Origin of the sequence: Puniceicoccus vermicola, assembly GCF_014230055.1 — a bacterium.
In the GTDB taxonomy this organism is placed as follows: domain Bacteria; phylum Verrucomicrobiota; class Verrucomicrobiia; order Opitutales; family Puniceicoccaceae; genus Puniceicoccus; species Puniceicoccus vermicola.
This window is the reverse complement of sequence record NZ_JACHVA010000101.1, coordinates 308645-326653: the sequence shown is the minus strand read 5'-3', so window position 1 is coordinate 326653 and position 18009 is coordinate 308645. Positions and strand designations below refer to the sequence as shown.

Annotated in this window: 14 protein-coding genes and 1 pseudogene; 3 read left to right on the top strand and 12 right to left on the bottom strand. The window is 52.0% G+C overall.

What is annotated here, in order from left to right:
• Window positions 1-24: 24 nt before the first annotated feature.
• On the bottom strand, window positions 25-1008 hold the full coding sequence (locus H5P30_RS13435; RefSeq protein ID WP_185693445.1) for a hypothetical protein: 984 nt from the start codon (window positions 1006-1008) through the stop codon (window positions 25-27).
• Window positions 1009-1130: 122 nt separating this feature from the next.
• Here H5P30_RS13435 and H5P30_RS13430 point away from each other — a divergent pair, with 122 nt between their 5' ends.
• On the top strand, window positions 1131-2186 hold the full coding sequence (locus tag H5P30_RS13430) for a LacI family DNA-binding transcriptional regulator (RefSeq protein ID WP_185693444.1): 1056 nt from the start codon (window positions 1131-1133) through the stop codon (window positions 2184-2186).
• A 257-nt stretch (window positions 2187-2443) separates the two neighbouring features.
• On the opposite strand, the gene H5P30_RS13425 is transcribed toward H5P30_RS13430, so the two are convergent.
• Window positions 2444-2884, bottom strand: coding sequence for a hypothetical protein (locus H5P30_RS13425; protein WP_185693443.1), 441 nt, complete (start codon window positions 2882-2884; stop codon window positions 2444-2446).
• On the opposite strand from H5P30_RS13425, the gene H5P30_RS13420 reads away from it, so the two are divergent.
• Window positions 2877-3218, top strand: coding sequence for a hypothetical protein (locus H5P30_RS13420; RefSeq protein WP_185693442.1), 342 nt, complete (start codon window positions 2877-2879; stop codon window positions 3216-3218). The two genes, H5P30_RS13425 and H5P30_RS13420, sit on opposite strands and share 8 nt — an antisense overlap.
• Before the next feature lie 53 nt (window positions 3219-3271).
• Here the strand turns inward: H5P30_RS13420 and H5P30_RS13415 are convergent, their stop codons facing one another.
• The 8 genes and pseudogenes from H5P30_RS13415 to H5P30_RS13385 all read right to left on the bottom strand — a co-directional run bounded on the left by H5P30_RS13415 (window position 3272) and on the right by H5P30_RS13385 (window position 13799).
• Window positions 3272-3910, bottom strand: a complete 639-nt coding sequence (locus H5P30_RS13415) for an SGNH/GDSL hydrolase family protein (protein ID WP_185693441.1) — start codon at window positions 3908-3910, stop codon at window positions 3272-3274.
• A gap of 12 nt (window positions 3911-3922) precedes the next feature.
• Window positions 3923-5950, bottom strand: coding sequence for a glucosidase family protein (locus H5P30_RS13410; protein WP_185693440.1), 2028 nt, complete (start codon window positions 5948-5950; stop codon window positions 3923-3925).
• Window positions 5951-5971: 21 nt separating this feature from the next.
• Complete coding sequence (locus tag H5P30_RS13405) at window positions 5972-6646, bottom strand: GDSL-type esterase/lipase family protein (protein ID WP_185693439.1); 675 nt, start codon at window positions 6644-6646, stop codon at window positions 5972-5974.
• Window positions 6647-6898: 252 nt separating this feature from the next.
• Window positions 6899-8071 (bottom strand): substrate-binding domain-containing protein, encoded by a 1173-nt coding sequence (locus H5P30_RS13400; RefSeq protein WP_185693438.1) that lies wholly within the window; start codon window positions 8069-8071, stop codon window positions 6899-6901.
• 6 nt (window positions 8072-8077) lie between these two features.
• Complete coding sequence (locus tag H5P30_RS13395) at window positions 8078-12091, bottom strand: beta galactosidase jelly roll domain-containing protein (protein WP_185693437.1); 4014 nt, start codon at window positions 12089-12091, stop codon at window positions 8078-8080.
• Entirely contained in the window at window positions 12092-12538 is a 447-nt protein-coding gene (locus H5P30_RS22090; RefSeq protein WP_246459719.1) for an H-X9-DG-CTERM domain-containing protein, read from the bottom strand.
• A 183-nt stretch (window positions 12539-12721) separates the two neighbouring features.
• Window positions 12722-12814 (bottom strand): annotated as a pseudogene (locus H5P30_RS22525) (prepilin-type N-terminal cleavage/methylation domain-containing protein); the annotation flags it as partial.
• A gap of 91 nt (window positions 12815-12905) precedes the next feature.
• Window positions 12906-13799, bottom strand: coding sequence for a hypothetical protein (locus H5P30_RS13385; protein ID WP_185693435.1), 894 nt, complete (start codon window positions 13797-13799; stop codon window positions 12906-12908).
• A 114-nt stretch (window positions 13800-13913) separates the two neighbouring features.
• Here H5P30_RS13385 and H5P30_RS13380 point away from each other — a divergent pair, with 114 nt between their 5' ends.
• On the top strand, window positions 13914-15962 hold the full coding sequence (locus H5P30_RS13380; protein WP_185693434.1) for a hypothetical protein: 2049 nt from the start codon (window positions 13914-13916) through the stop codon (window positions 15960-15962).
• A gap of 29 nt (window positions 15963-15991) precedes the next feature.
• On the opposite strand, the gene H5P30_RS13375 is transcribed toward H5P30_RS13380, so the two are convergent.
• Window positions 15992-17095, bottom strand: coding sequence for a Gfo/Idh/MocA family protein (locus H5P30_RS13375; RefSeq protein WP_185693433.1), 1104 nt, complete (start codon window positions 17093-17095; stop codon window positions 15992-15994).
• Between the two features lie 12 nt (window positions 17096-17107).
• Complete coding sequence (locus H5P30_RS13370) at window positions 17108-17923, bottom strand: sugar phosphate isomerase/epimerase family protein (RefSeq protein ID WP_185693432.1); 816 nt, start codon at window positions 17921-17923, stop codon at window positions 17108-17110.
• Between the last annotated feature and the right edge of the window lie 86 nt (window positions 17924-18009).

Genomic DNA, 18009 nt, shown 5'->3' with positions numbered 1-18009 from the left:
AACGGCAAACTTTAACAATTAGGCTCATTCAGGCGCCATCTGTGCATCTAAATAGCCCACGATAGAATCCACCGTTTGAACGCCTTCCGGAAAATCAACAAGCTTCCAGTGCACGGTCCATTGCCGACGCTCTCCCTTCTGCAAGTTCCATGAGGGGCTGATCGTTTCAAGTTCGTAAGTCGCCCGCTCGGTATTGAAGTAAGCCTGTAAATTACTATGCTCCAGATAGAGTGCATCGGGCTGGTAGAGAATGCTTTGACAGAATGCCTGACGACCGTGGACCATAGCAATCCAATGGCCATAGCTTCCGATTTTCTGCTCAGAACTTTTCGACCATGATAATTTCAGAATATTTGTGTCAGTAATGTGAGACACATCAGGCTTTTCCGGATAGACCCCCGGCCAGCGTTTGTAGGCTTGACCAATCTTATGCGTCTTCGACGGGTCGACCGATTCCATTAAGATATAATCGCCCGCCCGCACACCGGTCACTGCCCAGACATGAACAGGATACACACTCTCAGCCAGTCGCTCGACGACGTAGCTGTGCCGCACTTCAGCCCCCTCTGGAACCAGTTCAATTTTATGGCTGATACGAAGCCCGAGCTCCGGGCTGAATCCGCTCCGCATTTCCAAACTCGTTGCCGTCTTCGAAATTAATTCCCACGGCTGACCATCAATCACAGGGTCAAAGCCATCGTTCCCGTAGATTTGGAGATTCAGGTGCTGAGCGGTCGGCCAAACACGAGCGCCCCCCCACGGATGCCAGTGCCAGGAAGGAATGGTTTCCTGATCGAAGGCCACAATCCAATCATGCGCTTCATGCCACTTGAAAGAGACTATTCGCCCGATATCCAAGGCAACCCCCAGGGAGACCACACCATTATCAAGCGTCTCGACCGTCCCTAAATGTTGATATGCAGAATAGCAAGTAAACCAAGGAGCCAACAGCAACCATAGTATGCGATAACGCGATCTGACAAAAAGACAGACGACCGATAAGGACATAGTACACTATCAGATATTCCTTCGTGATTGACAACAGTGATACTACTTTATCAGTTAGAACCCCTATACCGCTCCCCCCCCCCCCCACACACACACCCTGCAGCTTTAAGAATCCTAAACATATGGCCTCCCCGAGACGCGTACGCCAAAAAGATATCGCCGCCGAAGTCGGCGTTTCCACAATGCTGGTATCGATCGCCTTGCGCGGGATGCCAGGCGTCTCCGAGGAAACACGAAAGAAAATCCAGGCATGCGCCAAAAAGATGGGCTATCACCCCGACCCAGCGATGTCGGCTCTGGCGGATTATCGACGTCGCACCCGCCCCGCCAACTCGTACGCTCAACTGGCTTACGTCACCAACTATCCGGTCAAAAATGCACCGGAATGGGACTTCGCGAATGAGTTTTTCATCGGAGCGAAAAAACGAGGACTGGAGTATGGCTACGAGGTAATCTCCTATTGGTTGAGAGAGCATGGGTGCACGCTACGCAAAGCCAGTTCAATCTTGTTCAATCGTGGCATCAAAGGGCTGCTAATTGCTCCGCTACCCAAAGAAGAGGGGCACTTGGACCTCACTTGGAAATACTTTTCGGCCGTGGCTATCGGAACTTCGATGGCGAGCCCGAAACTGGATTACGTCGCCTTCGACCACCATAATGCCATGCAGATGGCACTGCGGAAGATGCGCGAACGGGGCTACAAACGCATCGGCCTACTCCTGCGCAATTCCAGCTCACGCCTGCGGCACGCCGCTTACGACGCTTACTTGGGTGACCAATACCGGAACAACAGAGAAAGCATGTTACCGCCCCTGCTCCAGCATAATTTTTCATCCTCAGAATTCTGGACTTGGTATGATACCTGTAAGCCGGATGCCCTGATTACCGATAGCGACTATACCATTATGGGACTCTTGGATGAACGTAAGTTGAAAGCACCTGAAGACCTCGGCGTAGTCTGCTACAGCAAGTTCAGCACCGAAAGCCCCCACATAGCCGCGATCAACCAGAACCTGCGGGACATCGGCGCCACAGCCGTGGACCGCTTGCATACGAACCTGCTGCGCAGCGCCTACGGGATCCCCGAGCATTCCTACGCCATGCTCGTGGAAGGATATTGGACCGAAGGCACCACCATCCTGAGTTATCCTGGAATAGCACGGAGACAGCCATCATAATCATGGAACAGGTGCAGCTTGGCTGCGCCCTTGGTAGAAAAGAACTTTGCCTAATCGAACATCGAAGCGCACAAGTCGATCACCTCACTGTCGAGCGAATAGAGTTTACTCTTGAAGCGAAACTTTTTCTTCGGTGCACCTTCACTGACTTTAGCTTTCGATTCCTATATGGGGAAACAATATAGAACGCATGCCACCCCCAAATGGTAGGTATACCTACTAGACACTATGTATCAGCGCCACTCGCGCCGGAAGCCTTAGCGGGACAAGAGAGCGTTCGCGTGACGGGCAAAGTGCCCACGACAATCCTTTGCGTATTGCCTGAGCAAGACTTCCCCACGCTGACCATGATCTCCGCAATGAAAAAGTAGGCGGGCCAGATGTAACTCACGTAAGGTGTCATCGCGGACTCGATTCTCATTAATATTCTCGCTTAATGCTGATTGTGCATCCGACACATCCAATTGCACATGCCCTTGGTAGCCTTCCCGATCGAGAATAGACGCAACGATAGGCGCCACGTCCCCATTCGGGCAACGCGCATACAGCGACTCAATCGACATCGTGAGTGCTCGAACATGTGAGAACTCGGCTTCCTCCGGCAGGGTCTTCAACTTATGAAGCAGGCAGGGCCAGGCCGCAGCACCACCGCAATTCCCCAAGCAGACCAGCAAAGCATCCAACTCCGACATGTTCATGCCAAACTGGTGCATCCCCCGGAAACGCCATCCGGCATCCCAATCCCCCCCCCTCGATGGCTGCGAAGTAGAAATCACAGTCGACGGAAAGGTTACCACGAAAAAGCGCATGGACGGCTACTGCACGTATCAGCGTCTATCCCGTCTAGGCGTAGGCTACAACCTCTCCGATACGGTTCATGAAGTCTCGATCCGTGTGCTGGACACGCAGCTCGACAAGCGGGAAATCCTCTTCGAACGCAATCGCGATGATTTTGACAAGCACCCTGAAAAGTATACCCCCCACGTCTGGCATGCCGGAGCGATTTTCATCGTCGGCGAGATGATCGATTGAGCCATCTTCTCATCAGATCAATCGTCTCAAACAAGTTTCGACGATTATTAAACCTAGATATCAATTAGCGCCCTCAAAGTCTCAGCAACCGCTTCCGCCTGCAACTGCTGGCCGCTCAGTTCATAATGCGTCCCATCCTCAGCATAGTGCTCCGGCCGTCCCTTCATTAGCTCATAGAGATCGGTCAATGGATGCGCCTCATTGAGGGCCAATTGGCGAATACTTTCATTGCGCTCGATCACTCGTCCATTGCGCTCGTGTAGTTGCCCCAAATTTCCTTTCTCCCGCACCGGCGTGCTCGTCGCCAAGGCCCATTGGGCATCCGGTGTCTGGGCACGCAGCGTATCGAGCACCTGCTCCAGGTATTTCGCATAGATCGGTTCATCGTAGTCCCAACCGTGAAGACCGTTGTTAAAATGAATGATGTCAAATCGAGTATGCCGAAGCACGAGACTGATTTCCTCAAGATAAGCAGGATCAGCAGGAAAACGCGACGTGCCGACATAGGCGATTGAAGCTGACTCCCCCATCACCTCAGCAACCTTCGGACCATAGCCCATGACAATCGAATCCCCGATCAACAAGACGCGGGGTTTGTCTAATTCGATCACATTCGAATCGGGCACCCAAGAGCGGCACCACTCGATGTTTTCACGGAAGATTATTTCAGGATATTGTATTTGTTGAGACATAAACAAAGGGCTTCAGCTTGTAGCCAATTCTATTTTCACATATATACGAATCCGATTATCACCTTCGTTTAATTGATCCCACGTGATGAAATGGCTTTCCACCGCTTGACCATTCAGCACCAACTTTGCTTCGGCTGCGCTTGGAATACGCTCGAAATCGATTCGCTTGCCACGAAGTGTCAGGTTATATAGGCGGAATGGCCGCGAATCGGACAACGGTTTCAGACTGAAACCATCGACATAGACCCGAAGTCCCAAGTTGAGTTCAATGGCATCACACAACCAGCTTTTCGCGGCGAATGCCTGCTTCCCGCCAGGATTATCCGTCGCAGGGTCCACGTTAGCAGTCTCATGCGTCAAACCTTCCGGATAGGTATGTTCCGCCCAGAAGCTCGTTACGATCTGCTCGAATTCGTCGATCGCAGCCGATTCACCACTGCGATTCATGATATTCCAGTAATAGCGGTCGATCGAGGGGTAATAGGCCCCAAGTTGGTTGCCGTCCGCCATGAAACCCCTCATGGATGGCGGATACATGTAAAGTCCGCGCTCAAAGCGATAATGCGTGCGCATGAACTGGCTGATCCGCAAGCAATCATCTGCGCGAGGCTCAGCCCCAAACGGCGATACATAGAGCTGACCGTATAGCGGATAATAACAACGTGGTTTCAGATCCACCTCCGCAACCGAATCAATCCAGTAGCCCAGCTCGTCGTCCCAAAGCACGCGTTCCAGATCCGAACGAACCGCTTCGCTCTCGCTCTGATACTGCCCCCCACAGAGGGCCTGCATTGCGCAAAGGGCTTGAAGATAGAGCGAATTATTGATTAAACTGATGTCGTTTTCTGTCTGTTCCAATAGCTGTGGAAAATCAGGATAAAAGCCCAAGCCAGTGCTTAAGGTATTATGCTTCGAACGGGCTTGGCCGGCCAGCTCAACGATACTTTTGGCAAAGGGCAAATGATGCGCCAAGGTCGCCTCATCTCCAGTTGCGGCGTAGTAGTTATGCAACATGACCACATAGAGGCATTGAGCACTTGGGGCCATCGCATAGTGCAGATTGAAATTGCTGTTCAGGGCGTGAGCGACTCCCTTCTCTGAGTCAGCAGTCTCACGATAAAAATCGAGCATCTCACGCACAATATTCTCATGTCCACTCCACAGATAAGCTTCGGCATGCACCATGCTGTCCCAGCCCCAAATCCAGTAACTTTGAGAAGCCTTGATTGCCCCCGGGCGATCTGTCAGCGTCAGCGAACAGACGGTCGGAACACAGTTTCCCAAGGCAGAGTCGAGCGCAGGATTTCCCGTATCGAAACGCAATCCATCATACATCGATTGCTCGTAAGAATGGATCTGGCGATTCATGCGCAGCGCACACTCGCACGCCTCGGGTTCCTGATTGAAAGCCAGATAGAAAATCATCTCCTCCGAAGCTTCCGTTGTTTCCATGTAGTTTTTGAACCTGCCGTGCCGCGAGTCTGACTGGACTGGCATCGAAGCCCCAATGGAAATTTCATTCAGCACCAATTGCTGCCCATCGGAATCGGTCACCTTCAGATGAAAATGGCCAAAGTGATCATTCGTAATATCACCGACATCCCTTCCCTCGGCATCCACCAAGAGGTGCCCGTGCAACAACAAGCGTGCCCTCACGGAAGAATCCTTGGGATTCGACAAAACCTTGACCCGTTGAAAGAGCGTATTCTGATCGAGAACCAAGTCGTGCTGTAAATGCACACTGTTGAGCCTACACTCCGAACGATACCCGAAGGGATAATGTTCTGTTCGCTCGAATTCCAGGTAATAGGCATCGTCATCAATCAGAACCTGCATCCGGGCCAATTTACCGAAACCTGAAACTTCGGATGCTCTGAAAAACAAACTCTTCTTGTGCGGTTGGCGACCGTGGTAACCCACCGAAGTCAGCCCACCATGACCTGCGACTGCGGCAGCAATCCGACCGGATACATAGTGATTCAAACTAAGGCCGAAGCCCTGGGGACTCAAAGGAATGGAATTCTTGAATTCTGTCAGCATGAGAAAAGTAAGCTGAAGTTTTTATAAGTCTGAAGCCGAAGGCAGCGCGCCAGCATCACACAAGACTTGGTAAACCGCCTCCGCGATTCGAAACGACGCCTCGACATCCGGATGAATGCCATCTTTGAAATGTTCACTCAAATCAGCCGTTACAGTGCGAATATCAATCAAGCCACAACCATTCTCCTCGGCAATCCTACGGATAATTGGCAACTGTGCTTCAAGTGCATCATTCTGAACTTTATTTGGAGCCCAAGCGTGAGGCGGCAGACAAAGAAAGATGCGTGCCTTTGGAATTCCGGACTGTAGCTTTGAAAGCAGAATCCGATAATCCGATTCAAAGCGAGCAGTCTGGCTTTTCCAGTTATCCGGCTTGGCATCATTCGTCCCAAGCATGATTACGACCACATTAGGTTGCTTGTTGATTGCATACTCGACGCGCCCCGTTTCGAGATACGCCTGCCCGTCCAAGGACATAAGCGTACGGCCATAGACACCGAGATTATCAACTCTACATGTCTCACCCAATAGGACCTGCAGTTGCCCGGGATAAGATTGCTCGATACGCTTTTCCAGCGTCGCTCCAGCCGTAATACTATCGCCCAGACAAGCAACAACACATGAAGTCTCAAGTGCCCATACCGGGCATACGGAAATTAAAATCAATAGAATCGGAGCTAGAGACTTGTATCTCATTCTTTAATTTCTAATCTTTTATAAGTTATTTCATTAAATCAAAGAACCTCCAACGCAGAAGTAGGTATAAACCGCAATGGCATTTAGATAAGACAGAATGGATGCTATTTCTGGTAGCATCGGACGTGAGGCCGATGACCCGTTAAGGGCCTTAGCTACTTGTCTCACCTGTCATCCGCCTCACGGCGGGATGCTACGAGTTTAGATGCTTAGTTCCCCTATCCAAGTTCCATTGAAGTATAAACCGAAAAATCAGGGAAGTTCCATCCCGGGACCGAAATCAACGAGCCCTTCGTAAAGGTTTTCATGAACCTCTGGAAACTGCCCTTCTGTAAACCATTCCGCACGCAGTAGCCGGACTTGCGGATCAAGTTTCGGATTTTCAAGACACTCTGCCAGCAGTTCACAAATCAGTGGGCCAACTTGGCTGGCATCGTATTCGAATCGAGCGACCGGATACGGACATAGCAAGCCCGAGCCTTTATTCCAGTGAGTTACAATTTGCAGCTCGCGCGGCACACGGATACCAGCCGCCAACATGGCAGATGAAGCACTCGCGAAAATCAAATCGTCCATACAGATAAGCGCATCCGGTTTCTCATCGGGACGTGAAATCCAAAGATCGCGAAAGGCCAGCCAACCGGCACTGGCAATATTCGGGTTGACCAGATTGTTGACCCATTCCTCATGAAAAGAAAGTCCACATTTGGTCAGTTCATCACGAAAAGCGGAAAGAGAAGGATCGGCATGCCCCTCATTTCTCCGTTGGGGTTGCCACCATCCGAGATAGGCTATTTTTTTGCGCCCGAAATTCGCCAGATAGCGAACCGCATAACGGATATAGTCTTCAATCCGAAATGTGAAACGGTGACGGTTGGTGGGATCTCCACTGAGAGCAACCACTGGCGCGTCTCTCAAGCGCAACTGGTCAATCCAGCCGTTATTATTACCGATGCCGACACAGACAAGACCCCGAATTTCATTGCGCTCAATACTGGTAGTCAGTCCGGACTGGTCGACTTGGTCTTGATGTGGCCATTCAACACCAACCAAATCCTTCCCCGATATCGGAATCATATAAAGCTTGTAGGCCTGATCGATCCGATTGAGCTCACTCATGATCGACATTGTCGCACGGTTGTGAAATGGCATGCGTTGCGAGCGCAAGATCTCCTGGCTTACGACAATCGCCACATGCTGGCGCTGAGAGATGTCCGCGACATAGGTGCCCGAACGATCCCGGCGGATGACCAATCCATCCCTGACGAGTTCCATCATTGCCGCACGGATCGTGACATTACTCACACCGAAACGCGTCGCCAGTTCACGGTCATTGTTTAAACGGTCACCTGCTTTCCGTCCATGAACCATTTCGGCCAGCAACCGGACCAACTCGGCATGACTATATTTGTTTTTGGGCTTCATTCTACATCAGTCTACACATCCAATGCGTATACTCTTAATAGGTAATGCGGATTCGCTTGGCCAGTTCCACTCTTTTCCGCGCCAATTCACTGGTATTGTGTAAAGATGCCAGAGTTCGATAACGTTCTCCTGTCCCGGTTCAAGCAATTCAGTGACATTGAGCTCAAGCCGTGTGCTAAAGGGACTGAAAGCATAGTTCTTTGATTTCGCCTTCCCGTTGACAACAACTGCACTACACCAAGGAGACGGCGTCACGAGTTGCACAAACACCTCCCGCCCCTCCCAATCCGCGGGGACCGAAAAAGTCCTCCGAAGAAAGCGTCCTGAAGGTGCCCCGGGGATGGAAATTTCCTTTGTGGTCTGCTGATCGGCCATAATGCACTCCCAAGTACCATTGAGATCGATAAATGGATCGAGTGTTTTCTCAGTGCCCAGCCATGCGGTCCCGCAGAGTCCGGAGAGTATCCCCTTCCCGCCTGTCACTTCGACGGCGATCACATTGGGACCGTCCAACACCAACCAATCGGTGATGTCGTAGCCGGCTTCAGACATGAGTTCAACATTGTGCCCCTGTGCAGAGTAAACGGCAACCCGGTGACCATTCACATAAAACACCGCACGTGTCGCTGCGACACCTGACATAAAATTGAGCGTCACCCGAGAACCAGTCCAGTGCTCGGGAACTTCAAAGGAGAAGCGGTAAAGCCCCAGACCTTCATAGTCCTCAAGCTCGCGATCCAGAAGTTTCCATGATCCAGCTGGCAATGTCCCCCAATCCGAATCGTCAAAAACAGGCAGCTTCCAACTGCGGTCTTTCACAATCGTTTTTTCAGGATCTGCACGGAATTTCAAAGAATCCAGAGGTATTGTGTCGGAATCAAAAGGCTTTGGTAAAGGAAGCACTTCACTGGGCGAGGCATGCCAGTAAGTCGTCTTCTCACGCCACCATGTCTGGAGTAGATCCGGCACAGACGCTGGACGTGAAGCGGCAAAAATACGAGTCTGGTATTTATCAAACTTTACGCCAGGCATCACGACACGCCCACCCGACTCGACTCGAAACGGAACACTCTCGCCTGTAGTCACCTCGACGATGTCTGCTGGCCTATAATCGAGAGTGATTTCCAAATCGGCATCAACTGCAAAAGGCGCGCGCTCTGCAATATTGGCCGCAATCAGCCAATCCTCCAATCCGTTTTTCGTTACAGCTTTCCGCACCCAGATTTTGGGAGAGGACGCATCCACCTCACGTGAAATGCCAAGCTCATTTATCAGCGTTTCGAGATAGTCCTGCGAACCGATCGGCAACCACTTACCTGTAATATCCTTCGCTTGCCGCCAGAATGTCGCTCCTAAAGTGATCACGCGGCCTTTACCAATTCGGCGCAGGCCAACGGCGGGTGTCCCGTCATCCCAACGCGCAAGCACTTCAGTATCCGGCCCGATCGATGTCAGCCCAACTGCGGCAGTTCCCTCATTGCCCAATCCCTGCCAGTCCTGCACAGCGCCTACACCATTCATCGTTTGACCGGCCCAAGTCGAAAACATCGGCAAATCCCGATTCCAAGTAATTTTCCTGGCACGGGTCGGTTCGACTTTGAAGCCAGTGAGCTTTGCTATCGGCTGTGCTCCGTATTGCAAAGGTGTATGGCGACCTGACGATGGAATAGAAACAAAAGTGCCCCCACGCTCGACATAATCGTAGAGCGAATCAACCGTTTCGTCAGTCATGATCGAGCTGCCCGTATCGAACAACACTGGGTAATCGTCTGCGAAGCCTTTCTTCAACTCAGATTCAGATAGATAGGTCGAAGGCACATGGATTGACTCGAGTTCACCCCGACCGAGATTCCAGGTCCAAAAAGACGACGCTCCTAAGATCTGGGAAATCTTCGAGGTAAACAGGGCAAGTTCAGGCTTTGCATTCAGGGATTTCCCGATCTGACGGATCAACGGAGCTCGTTCGGTCAGATAGCCCGTTTCCCGATCAAACTTCACGTATTGCTCGACGTTATGAAACAAATCGAGTGAAGAATCTCCACGATAGAGCAACATGCCAAGCATACGGTCAAAACGCTCGGGGTCGAGCACAGCTCCACTCGGCTCGGCGGAAAAATAGCTGCCGTAAATACGAGCAATCTCTGCATACCAATCGCAATAAAATCCCTCAACCGCAGTGTATTGTAGGCCGACACCATATGGCCCCGCCACCGAAGCAAGCGTTGCCATCGTAGGCCACCAACCACCCGAAATCACAAGTGGTCGTTCCGAATCAAATTGGCGTCCCCAACGAATCGCTTCGATAATACGACGGCAGGCCGCATCCACCTTAAACAACATGGCATCGGTATAAATAGCATTGAGGTGCGGGTCTGCGTAGGGATAAGCCTGAGCTGGCAGCGGAGAGATCGAAATCGGACCGTGAATGCGTCCGTCGCTACGCCCCTTCTCCGGAGTCTGGAATATAATTTCGTTGGGGCCATTGGCATGAAAGACATCTGCCGGAATGCGGATTGCTACCTGGGCCACACCAGAGTCACGACACACAGGCGATTCGAACTTCTGCCCATTCACCCAAGCGATCATCCGCTGGCCGACATAGGCATATCCGACAAATTTTAGATACAGGTCGTCTCCGGAATGTTTTGAAAAATAATCAGCATCTTCAAATTCCAGACGGAAAAACGACGAGCCACTATCCAAAAACATCGCTCGCTGCGATGGAGCCCAGTCAAAGGTAAGCCAATCAACATCCGAGCTGTCTATTGGATAGAGTCCATCCTGATCGCCGGAACCTTTCTTCCATTGCCAGGATCGATCACTCAACAGCAGACGTCCTGATTCGTATTTGCCTCCAACGACATCCATGAGTTGATCCGGAACGACCGTCTCCCAATTTTGGTAAAAAGCAGAATCTCCATGCCAACGCTCACCGAGCTCAGCGAGCGTATAACGCGCCTGAAGCCATTCACGCATTGCATCTTCAGCCACCTGGGAACCATCCCAAAGAGTCCCATCCATCAGCGTGCCAATCATATCCCCCACAGGCTGACCGCGATTCAAATGCCAGCCGCCTAGATTCGGATTATCGCGGTAGCGCTCAACGATTTGGCGATGCATCGCCAGAATCGGAGAATTCTCCGGTTCCCATGCTTTGCCATCCGACTCAACTGTGGCGGCAAAAGTGCCATGAGACCAACCCCCAAAGAGACTCGCATCTTGAAGCGCTGCAGTATGACCGGGAGCATCGTTATACATCCACAAGGGCAACGAACCGCCAACAGTCGGTCCCAGCACAATAAATCCGTCTTGGCGGCTTGCTTCTGCGAGTTCGTAGTCAACAGCGGCATACGGCAAGATACCGGGAGCCGGACTCTTGGTGATGCTTGGGTCCTGAACAGAAAGTCCACCGAGTCCGAGTCGCTTGACCAGTTGCCAGTGGCTCGCCATTCCCTCCCCTTTATCCTCCATCGCCCGCGTGTAAAAACGCATCGAATTGTTGTCGTAGTAATCGAGAAATTTCGGATGGGCTTCCGCATCTGGAAAAAGAACTTCCTCCAGATTCAGACTTTGCTTTGCAAACCCGGCCAGCGCATCCTCCCGCTCAAAACCAAACACGTAGCATATATTATCTTTAGAGAGGACAAGCGCAGTCATTCCGTTAGCTAACTGAAAGTATGGGATCTCTTCATCTGACACCTTCAAAGATCGGCGAAGAGCAGGACGCGCACCGAAGGAGCTTAAGTCCTTTGCTAGCTTGGATGCTAAAATCTGTGAATGCTCAGGATCTTCACAGAGGAAGGCCGCAAAATCATGGCTAAAAAAGGGCGTCACCTGACCGAACCCGCGCAGATTCACGGTTTCCTCATCATCAAGTGAAACCTGAGGTAATACTTGGAGGGCCTCTGTCCGTGAACAGGAGACCGTAGCCAGAGTTAGAAGGATAGAACAACCGATACGCTCGGCAGCATGATACAAGTCACTAAACATAGATGAAGGGTCTTTGCTGTTAGCACGCAATCAGCGTGCGAACCAGTGTTTGCCATTGGAGTAGGAGTTTCCAGCACTTCCATCGTCAGGCCACGAACTCCCGGTGTAAGCACCGTAGCCGGGCAGATAGTCTCCGTCTTCAGGCTTTGCGACAGACTCAACATGCCCATCAGCAAAAAGAATATTCATTTTACCGCTATGAGAATAGCGGACCAGAGTATACTTACCGCTGCCAACTTGACTGCGATAGTAAGTGCCTTCGAACACTGCATAGGTCATTGCAGGATGCTCAAAATTCGCCAAACGGTTTGAAGTGTAACGGTTCTCCTTGTCATAGGTATCCGGGTGTGATCCAGGGTGTTGAAAACCATTAATTGTATAGCTACAGGCATACTCGCCCTGCATATCCGCAAGATAGTAGAATTCCTGCTCGGAGTTCGCGGGACAACGGAAGACACTGTCATTTGATGAAGGCATATTCCCACGCGTTCCCTCGCTAATCAAGACGGACCAGTTCAAGCCGTGGTCATAGGTTGGCACCGTAACACCGCCATGCCCCACCGCATAGACATTCAGGAGGTTACCTATTTCCCTTAGATTCGCGCTACATTTCCCCTCATGAGCCTTGGATAGAACCTTACTAACTGTAGGTATCAAAATCGCAGCCAATAGCCCAGCCACCCCCATCACTACGAGCAATTCGATCAAAGTGAAACCACGGCACAATGCGCGTCTGGGGTAAACAGAGATCATAAAGGGGCAAGCTCCTCAAAATCAACTCGGTGAAACACGATTAAATTACAGCCACCCTGAGAGGAATCGCGAGACGAATCAGCACGTAGACTCAACGCGCACCACGGCGAAGAGCCAGAGCGGAGAGAGCGACCGCGCCGAAAACACCAGCAGTGACAGAAGGCTCCGGAATGTTCGTCACGACACTAATATTGTCCCAATGAGATTGGGCGCTACTGTCATTACCTGCGGTGATTCGAAGCGTATTGAATGTATCATAGAGACTGCTACTGTCGAGAATCGTGCCGGTAATCGAGCCATCGACACTATAAGTCAGCTCAGTGCCACCTTCGACTTTAGTGATGGTGAAAACCAAGGTGTGAGCTGAAGTCGGATCCCCCAGAACAACAGAGCCATTCCCCCAGCCTAAACTAGTGCCATCATTAATTCCAGTCTCCCCCGCCGCAACGGAACGGAAATTTGCATTAGTCGCGGTGGTTCTCGGCTGCTGATTAATCAAGTAACCAGTGGCATCGGTAATGGGATTTCCAGCGGTGCCGTAACCTGTGATGCTATTCGACGACAGGGTGACATCAGTGCCAAACAGCGCGATAGTGAATATAGTGTAATTCGGAGTCGTTGTAAAATGGAGATCCATGTTGACCGAAACATAGTCACCAACTTCAGTGAGCGTCACACTATCGAATTGCTTGAGCGCCCAAGTGTTCGAGCCCGAACTACCTGGATTCCAAATACTATCACCACTTAAGGTTCCGGTATTATCCGCACCAACGAGTAGACGGGTTCCATTCTCAGCCGGATTCGCCAACCACCAGTCCACGGAGTTCAGACCAGCCACGCTATTCGAAACACCATCGAAGTTATCACTAAACAATGTCGTCTCAGCATGGACGGCAGAACCAAGTGCCAGAGCAAAAGTCGCAGCCAAACCACCGGCTAAACGGCTCGCAGATGCAGGGTATAGTAGAGATTGTATCAGTTTCATGGGTTTTTATTGGGTTAAACTAATTGACTTACTCAGTTTTTATTCCCAAACAATCTGGTTTAGTCAACAAGATTTATTCTCCAATTCGAAATAATACGAACCGTCCTTGATTCCATGAATAGCACAACAGCCTCGCCCACCATTCCCTACAACGCCCTAAGCCTACGGCAGAGCGCCCATGAGGAGCGTCGAGCCGAAGTCATCCAACTTGTCTCCCACTATTGCCGAAAATGGTTCACACCCCACGGAGAATGGATCCATCCAATCAGGATCGACTCGGATGGTGCTTGGATTAACGGCCCAAAAAATCTACCTCACACTTACACGCGCATGGCTTTCTGGCTAACGATGGGCTTGATGGACGGCAAGGCAGAGGACGTGAGCCAAGCCAATGCGATCCTCGAAAGAGCCCCCTTTTCACTGGGGACGAACCGGAACGGACTCTCCGAAGGCGAAGCATCCTTCGACATTTTCTTAACCAACCACGCAATGCAGATGCTTAGAATGCATGAAAGCAAACTCCTCCCCTCCGTCCGCACCAAACTCGAGCACTGGGCACGCGCAGCTCTTCGCGACTATCAAGGCGATCGACAAGCCGACCTCCAATTCCACGGCTTCAACGACAACATGCCGGCCAAAGCCACCCTCGGTCTGGTGCTTGGTGGCGAATATTTCAATGACGATGACGCCCTTGAGCATGGCATCTGGAACCTCCATCAACTCGCCGATATTCTGACCCGCCGCGGCCTTATCAGTGAATACAATAGTCCGACCTACACGCCCTTCACTCTGGTCAATCTGACTGTCATTTCAGAATACGCAAAATCCCGAGAAGCTCGCGAATTGGCCTCCAAATGCTGCGAGCGCGTCTGGGCCGACATCCTCGCCCACTTCCATCGCCACACCGGAATCATGGGCGGCCCTTTCTCCAGAGCATACCATTTTGACTCTACTGCGCACCTTTCCACCCAGAGTTTCCTACTCTGGTTGGCTTTGGATGATAGGGTTCTCCCCAACCCGATTGAGGAATTTGAAAAAGATCCGGTCGAACTCCTCCATGCCCATGGATTTGCTCCCGAATCGCTAAGCAGACTCTCATGGGTCGCCTCCAGTAAATTGGTACCACCTCCCTACCTTCTGAAGTGGGCACAGTCGCGAGAATACCCATTCGAATTGCATGCCACAGCCGAACGCGGTGGCGGCAATGAAAAATACTGCAGCGAGGTCAACATCACCCAATATCAGGAAGAAGATTTTTCACTCGGCACAGCAGAAGCTGAGTGCTGGTCACAGCATCAATCCGAAGTCTTTTACCTTACCTACCGCAAACATTCCGAAGTCAAAAGTCGAAAGGATGTGGGTGTCGCCTACACCCGCTATCTAATCAACGATGAAGTCCCCGTCGATCCGAACGAAAGCTTAGCGAGCTATGGAAGCCTGCACACTCTTCAAGACAAGCGCACGGCGCTGATATTGGCACGTCCGACTCTTGAGCTTCAACACAAAGAGATTACAAAGCTTCGCCTATGCCTCATCATTCCGGAACACTTCGGCTTGATCGAGCGAGTCGAACAATACGACGGGCATGTCTTCATTGAAGACGGTTCAGTCCGATACTCCATCCGCGCGCTCAACCCTTCGGACTGGGGCGGTTCCGCCGAAATCAAGGTCGAGCGCATCGACGACTACCTACTTATCGTTCTGGAAAATTACAGTGGCGACGCCCGCAAGTTCACCGCTGCGGAACTCGAACGCACCCTGAACGGCTTCGTCTTCAGCATTACCACCAGCGAAGAGGAATCACAGGCCGAATTCCAACAACGAATACTCGCCGCACAATGCCTCGACTACTGGCACTTCGGAACCCGTACCCTTCACTACCAGAACGAGCAAACTCGATTGAAAATCAATTACGCACCCGGCTCCGACCACGTCCGCTACGCAAGCATTGGTGGCAATGCTCTGCCCAAACCCATCTGGAAAGCCGAAGGACTCCCCGCCGAGGAACTCCCCTTTCTCGGAACTTCACCCGAACGGGGTCCTCTTAAATTCCCCTATAAGCATCTACAGGTCAGCTACGACCCAGAGGCCTCCTGGTGTATCAACTCCCACCCAAGCGGCCAGCCCGCACATCATGGCCCGGGCTGGCGCAAAGGAAAATAGGCCGTGCCTGGACCGCGGAAAAGCGCGGTCTACAGACGCCCTTCGATGATTCCCAACGGCAAGGGTGCCGGCTGTGGAGGACGGGATTGGATCTCGACAGCGGCAGCACTCTTGGAAGCCGCTTCGAAGGAGTGCATCACCTCAAGAGCGTGATAGGCCAAGGCTCCACTCGCCCGGTGGGCATGCTTACCGTCGCTCAGAATCGCATAGGCCAAGTCGGCCGCACCAATGCTCCGGGAGGGCATCCGGTAGGGATGACTGTAGGCCTGCGTTTGCCACTCCTTGGTGGAGCGCGTCCACATCGAGACCGGTCCATCAAAGGTATTCGGATCCGGAACTTTTAGCGAACCTTCCGTCCCGTAGATTTCGATAGGACTGTGCCCGTGGGCACATACATCAAAGGAAACCACCATGTTGATCACCGCCCCACTATGGAACTCGAGAACTCCCGAGTAATGGGTCGGCACCTCGACCGGAAGCAACTTCCCAAACTCCTGCTTACAGGTAGCGATACGCTCTTCGAACGCTTTCGTAGCCACCGCACTCACGCGTTTGACAGGCCCGAGCAGGTGAATGAGAGCGGTAATGTAATACGGCCCCATGTCGAACATCGGTCCGGCTCCCATTTGATAGAAAAAGGACGGATTCGGGTGCCAGCTCTCCGGCCCACGCGACATAAGGAACGCCGAACCACTAGTCACGCGACCGAGCCAGCCGTCATCGACCAGTTTGCGGCAAGTTTGTAGACCGCCCCCCATGAAGGTGTCGGGAGCACATCCCACCAAGAGCCCTTTCGCTTCGGCGGTTTCCAGAACCTCCCCGGCCTCCTCCAAGCTGACCGACAATGGCTTCTCGCTGTGCACGTGCTTGCCGGCATTGAGGGCCGACAGGCTAACCTGAGCGTGAACCGAAGGAACCGTCAGGTTGATGACCAACTGAACCTCAGGGTTGGCGAGCAACTCCTCCACCGTCTCGGCCTTGCAGTTGTTTTCCTCTGCCTTGGCAGTCGCAACCTCCCGATTGAGGTCTGCACAGGAGACCACCTTGAGAACTTCGAAAAGCTTCGCGCCGTTGAAATAGGCCTGCGAGATGTTCCCGCAACCAATGATACCGATACCAATTTGTTTCGTCATGGAAGAATCCTCTTACTTGTTGCCTTGGGCGATACCCTTGCTCGTGAGGTAGTCGTAGCTGGTCTTCACCGCTTGCATCATGTCTCCCTCGAAACTGTCCAACTCGACAGCGATGTATTCGGCATGCTCGACCGCCTTCGAAGCTTCAATCAGGTCGACCTGCCCGGTTCCGGCGGCCCGGAAGGGGATGGCATCACTCACCATGATCCGACCACTTTCCGTTTCGGCTTCCTTGAAATCGGCCCCGTCGCTGACGATCCCATCCTTAAAGTGCAGCGCCTTCCCACGAGCACCGATTTCCCGGATAAACTCCGCCGGGTTCAAGCCCGCACGAGCCACCCAAAAGATGTCCGCTTCGTAGAGAACCGATTCCGGAGTGTTGGCGAGAAAAACCTGATAGCCCCGTTCTCCCTCAACCATGGCGAGGTCCCAATCGTGGTTGTGATAACCAATTTGCAAACCGTGCGGAGCCAGCTTTTCCGAGACTTGGCAGTACTTTTCCGCCATCGCTTTCACACGATCCAGCGAAGTGTAGTTTTCCTTAAACCCCGGAGGACACCCCGTAATCACATACTGGTGGCCCATCATCTGAGCTTGCTCGACGAACTGATTGATTTCCTCCGCTTCCGGAAGAGAAATATGAGCCGTCGGCGCCTTCAGCCCGAGATCGGCAAAAAGCTTTGCCGCTTTTTCGGCGGTATAGCCGGGATAGCCCGCTGGCTCAACGCAGCCGAATCCCATGTCGGCAATGGCGCGCAGAGTGCCTTCATAGTCGGCTTCGGCTTGTTCTCGGACACTGTAGAGTTGAACAGTAATTTGAGGGGTCATTGATTTTCGTTGTTTTTAGTAGATTGACTGAATCTTTTGAAGATCGGCGAAAAAACGACTATACCACGGAACAATTCCACTGTATA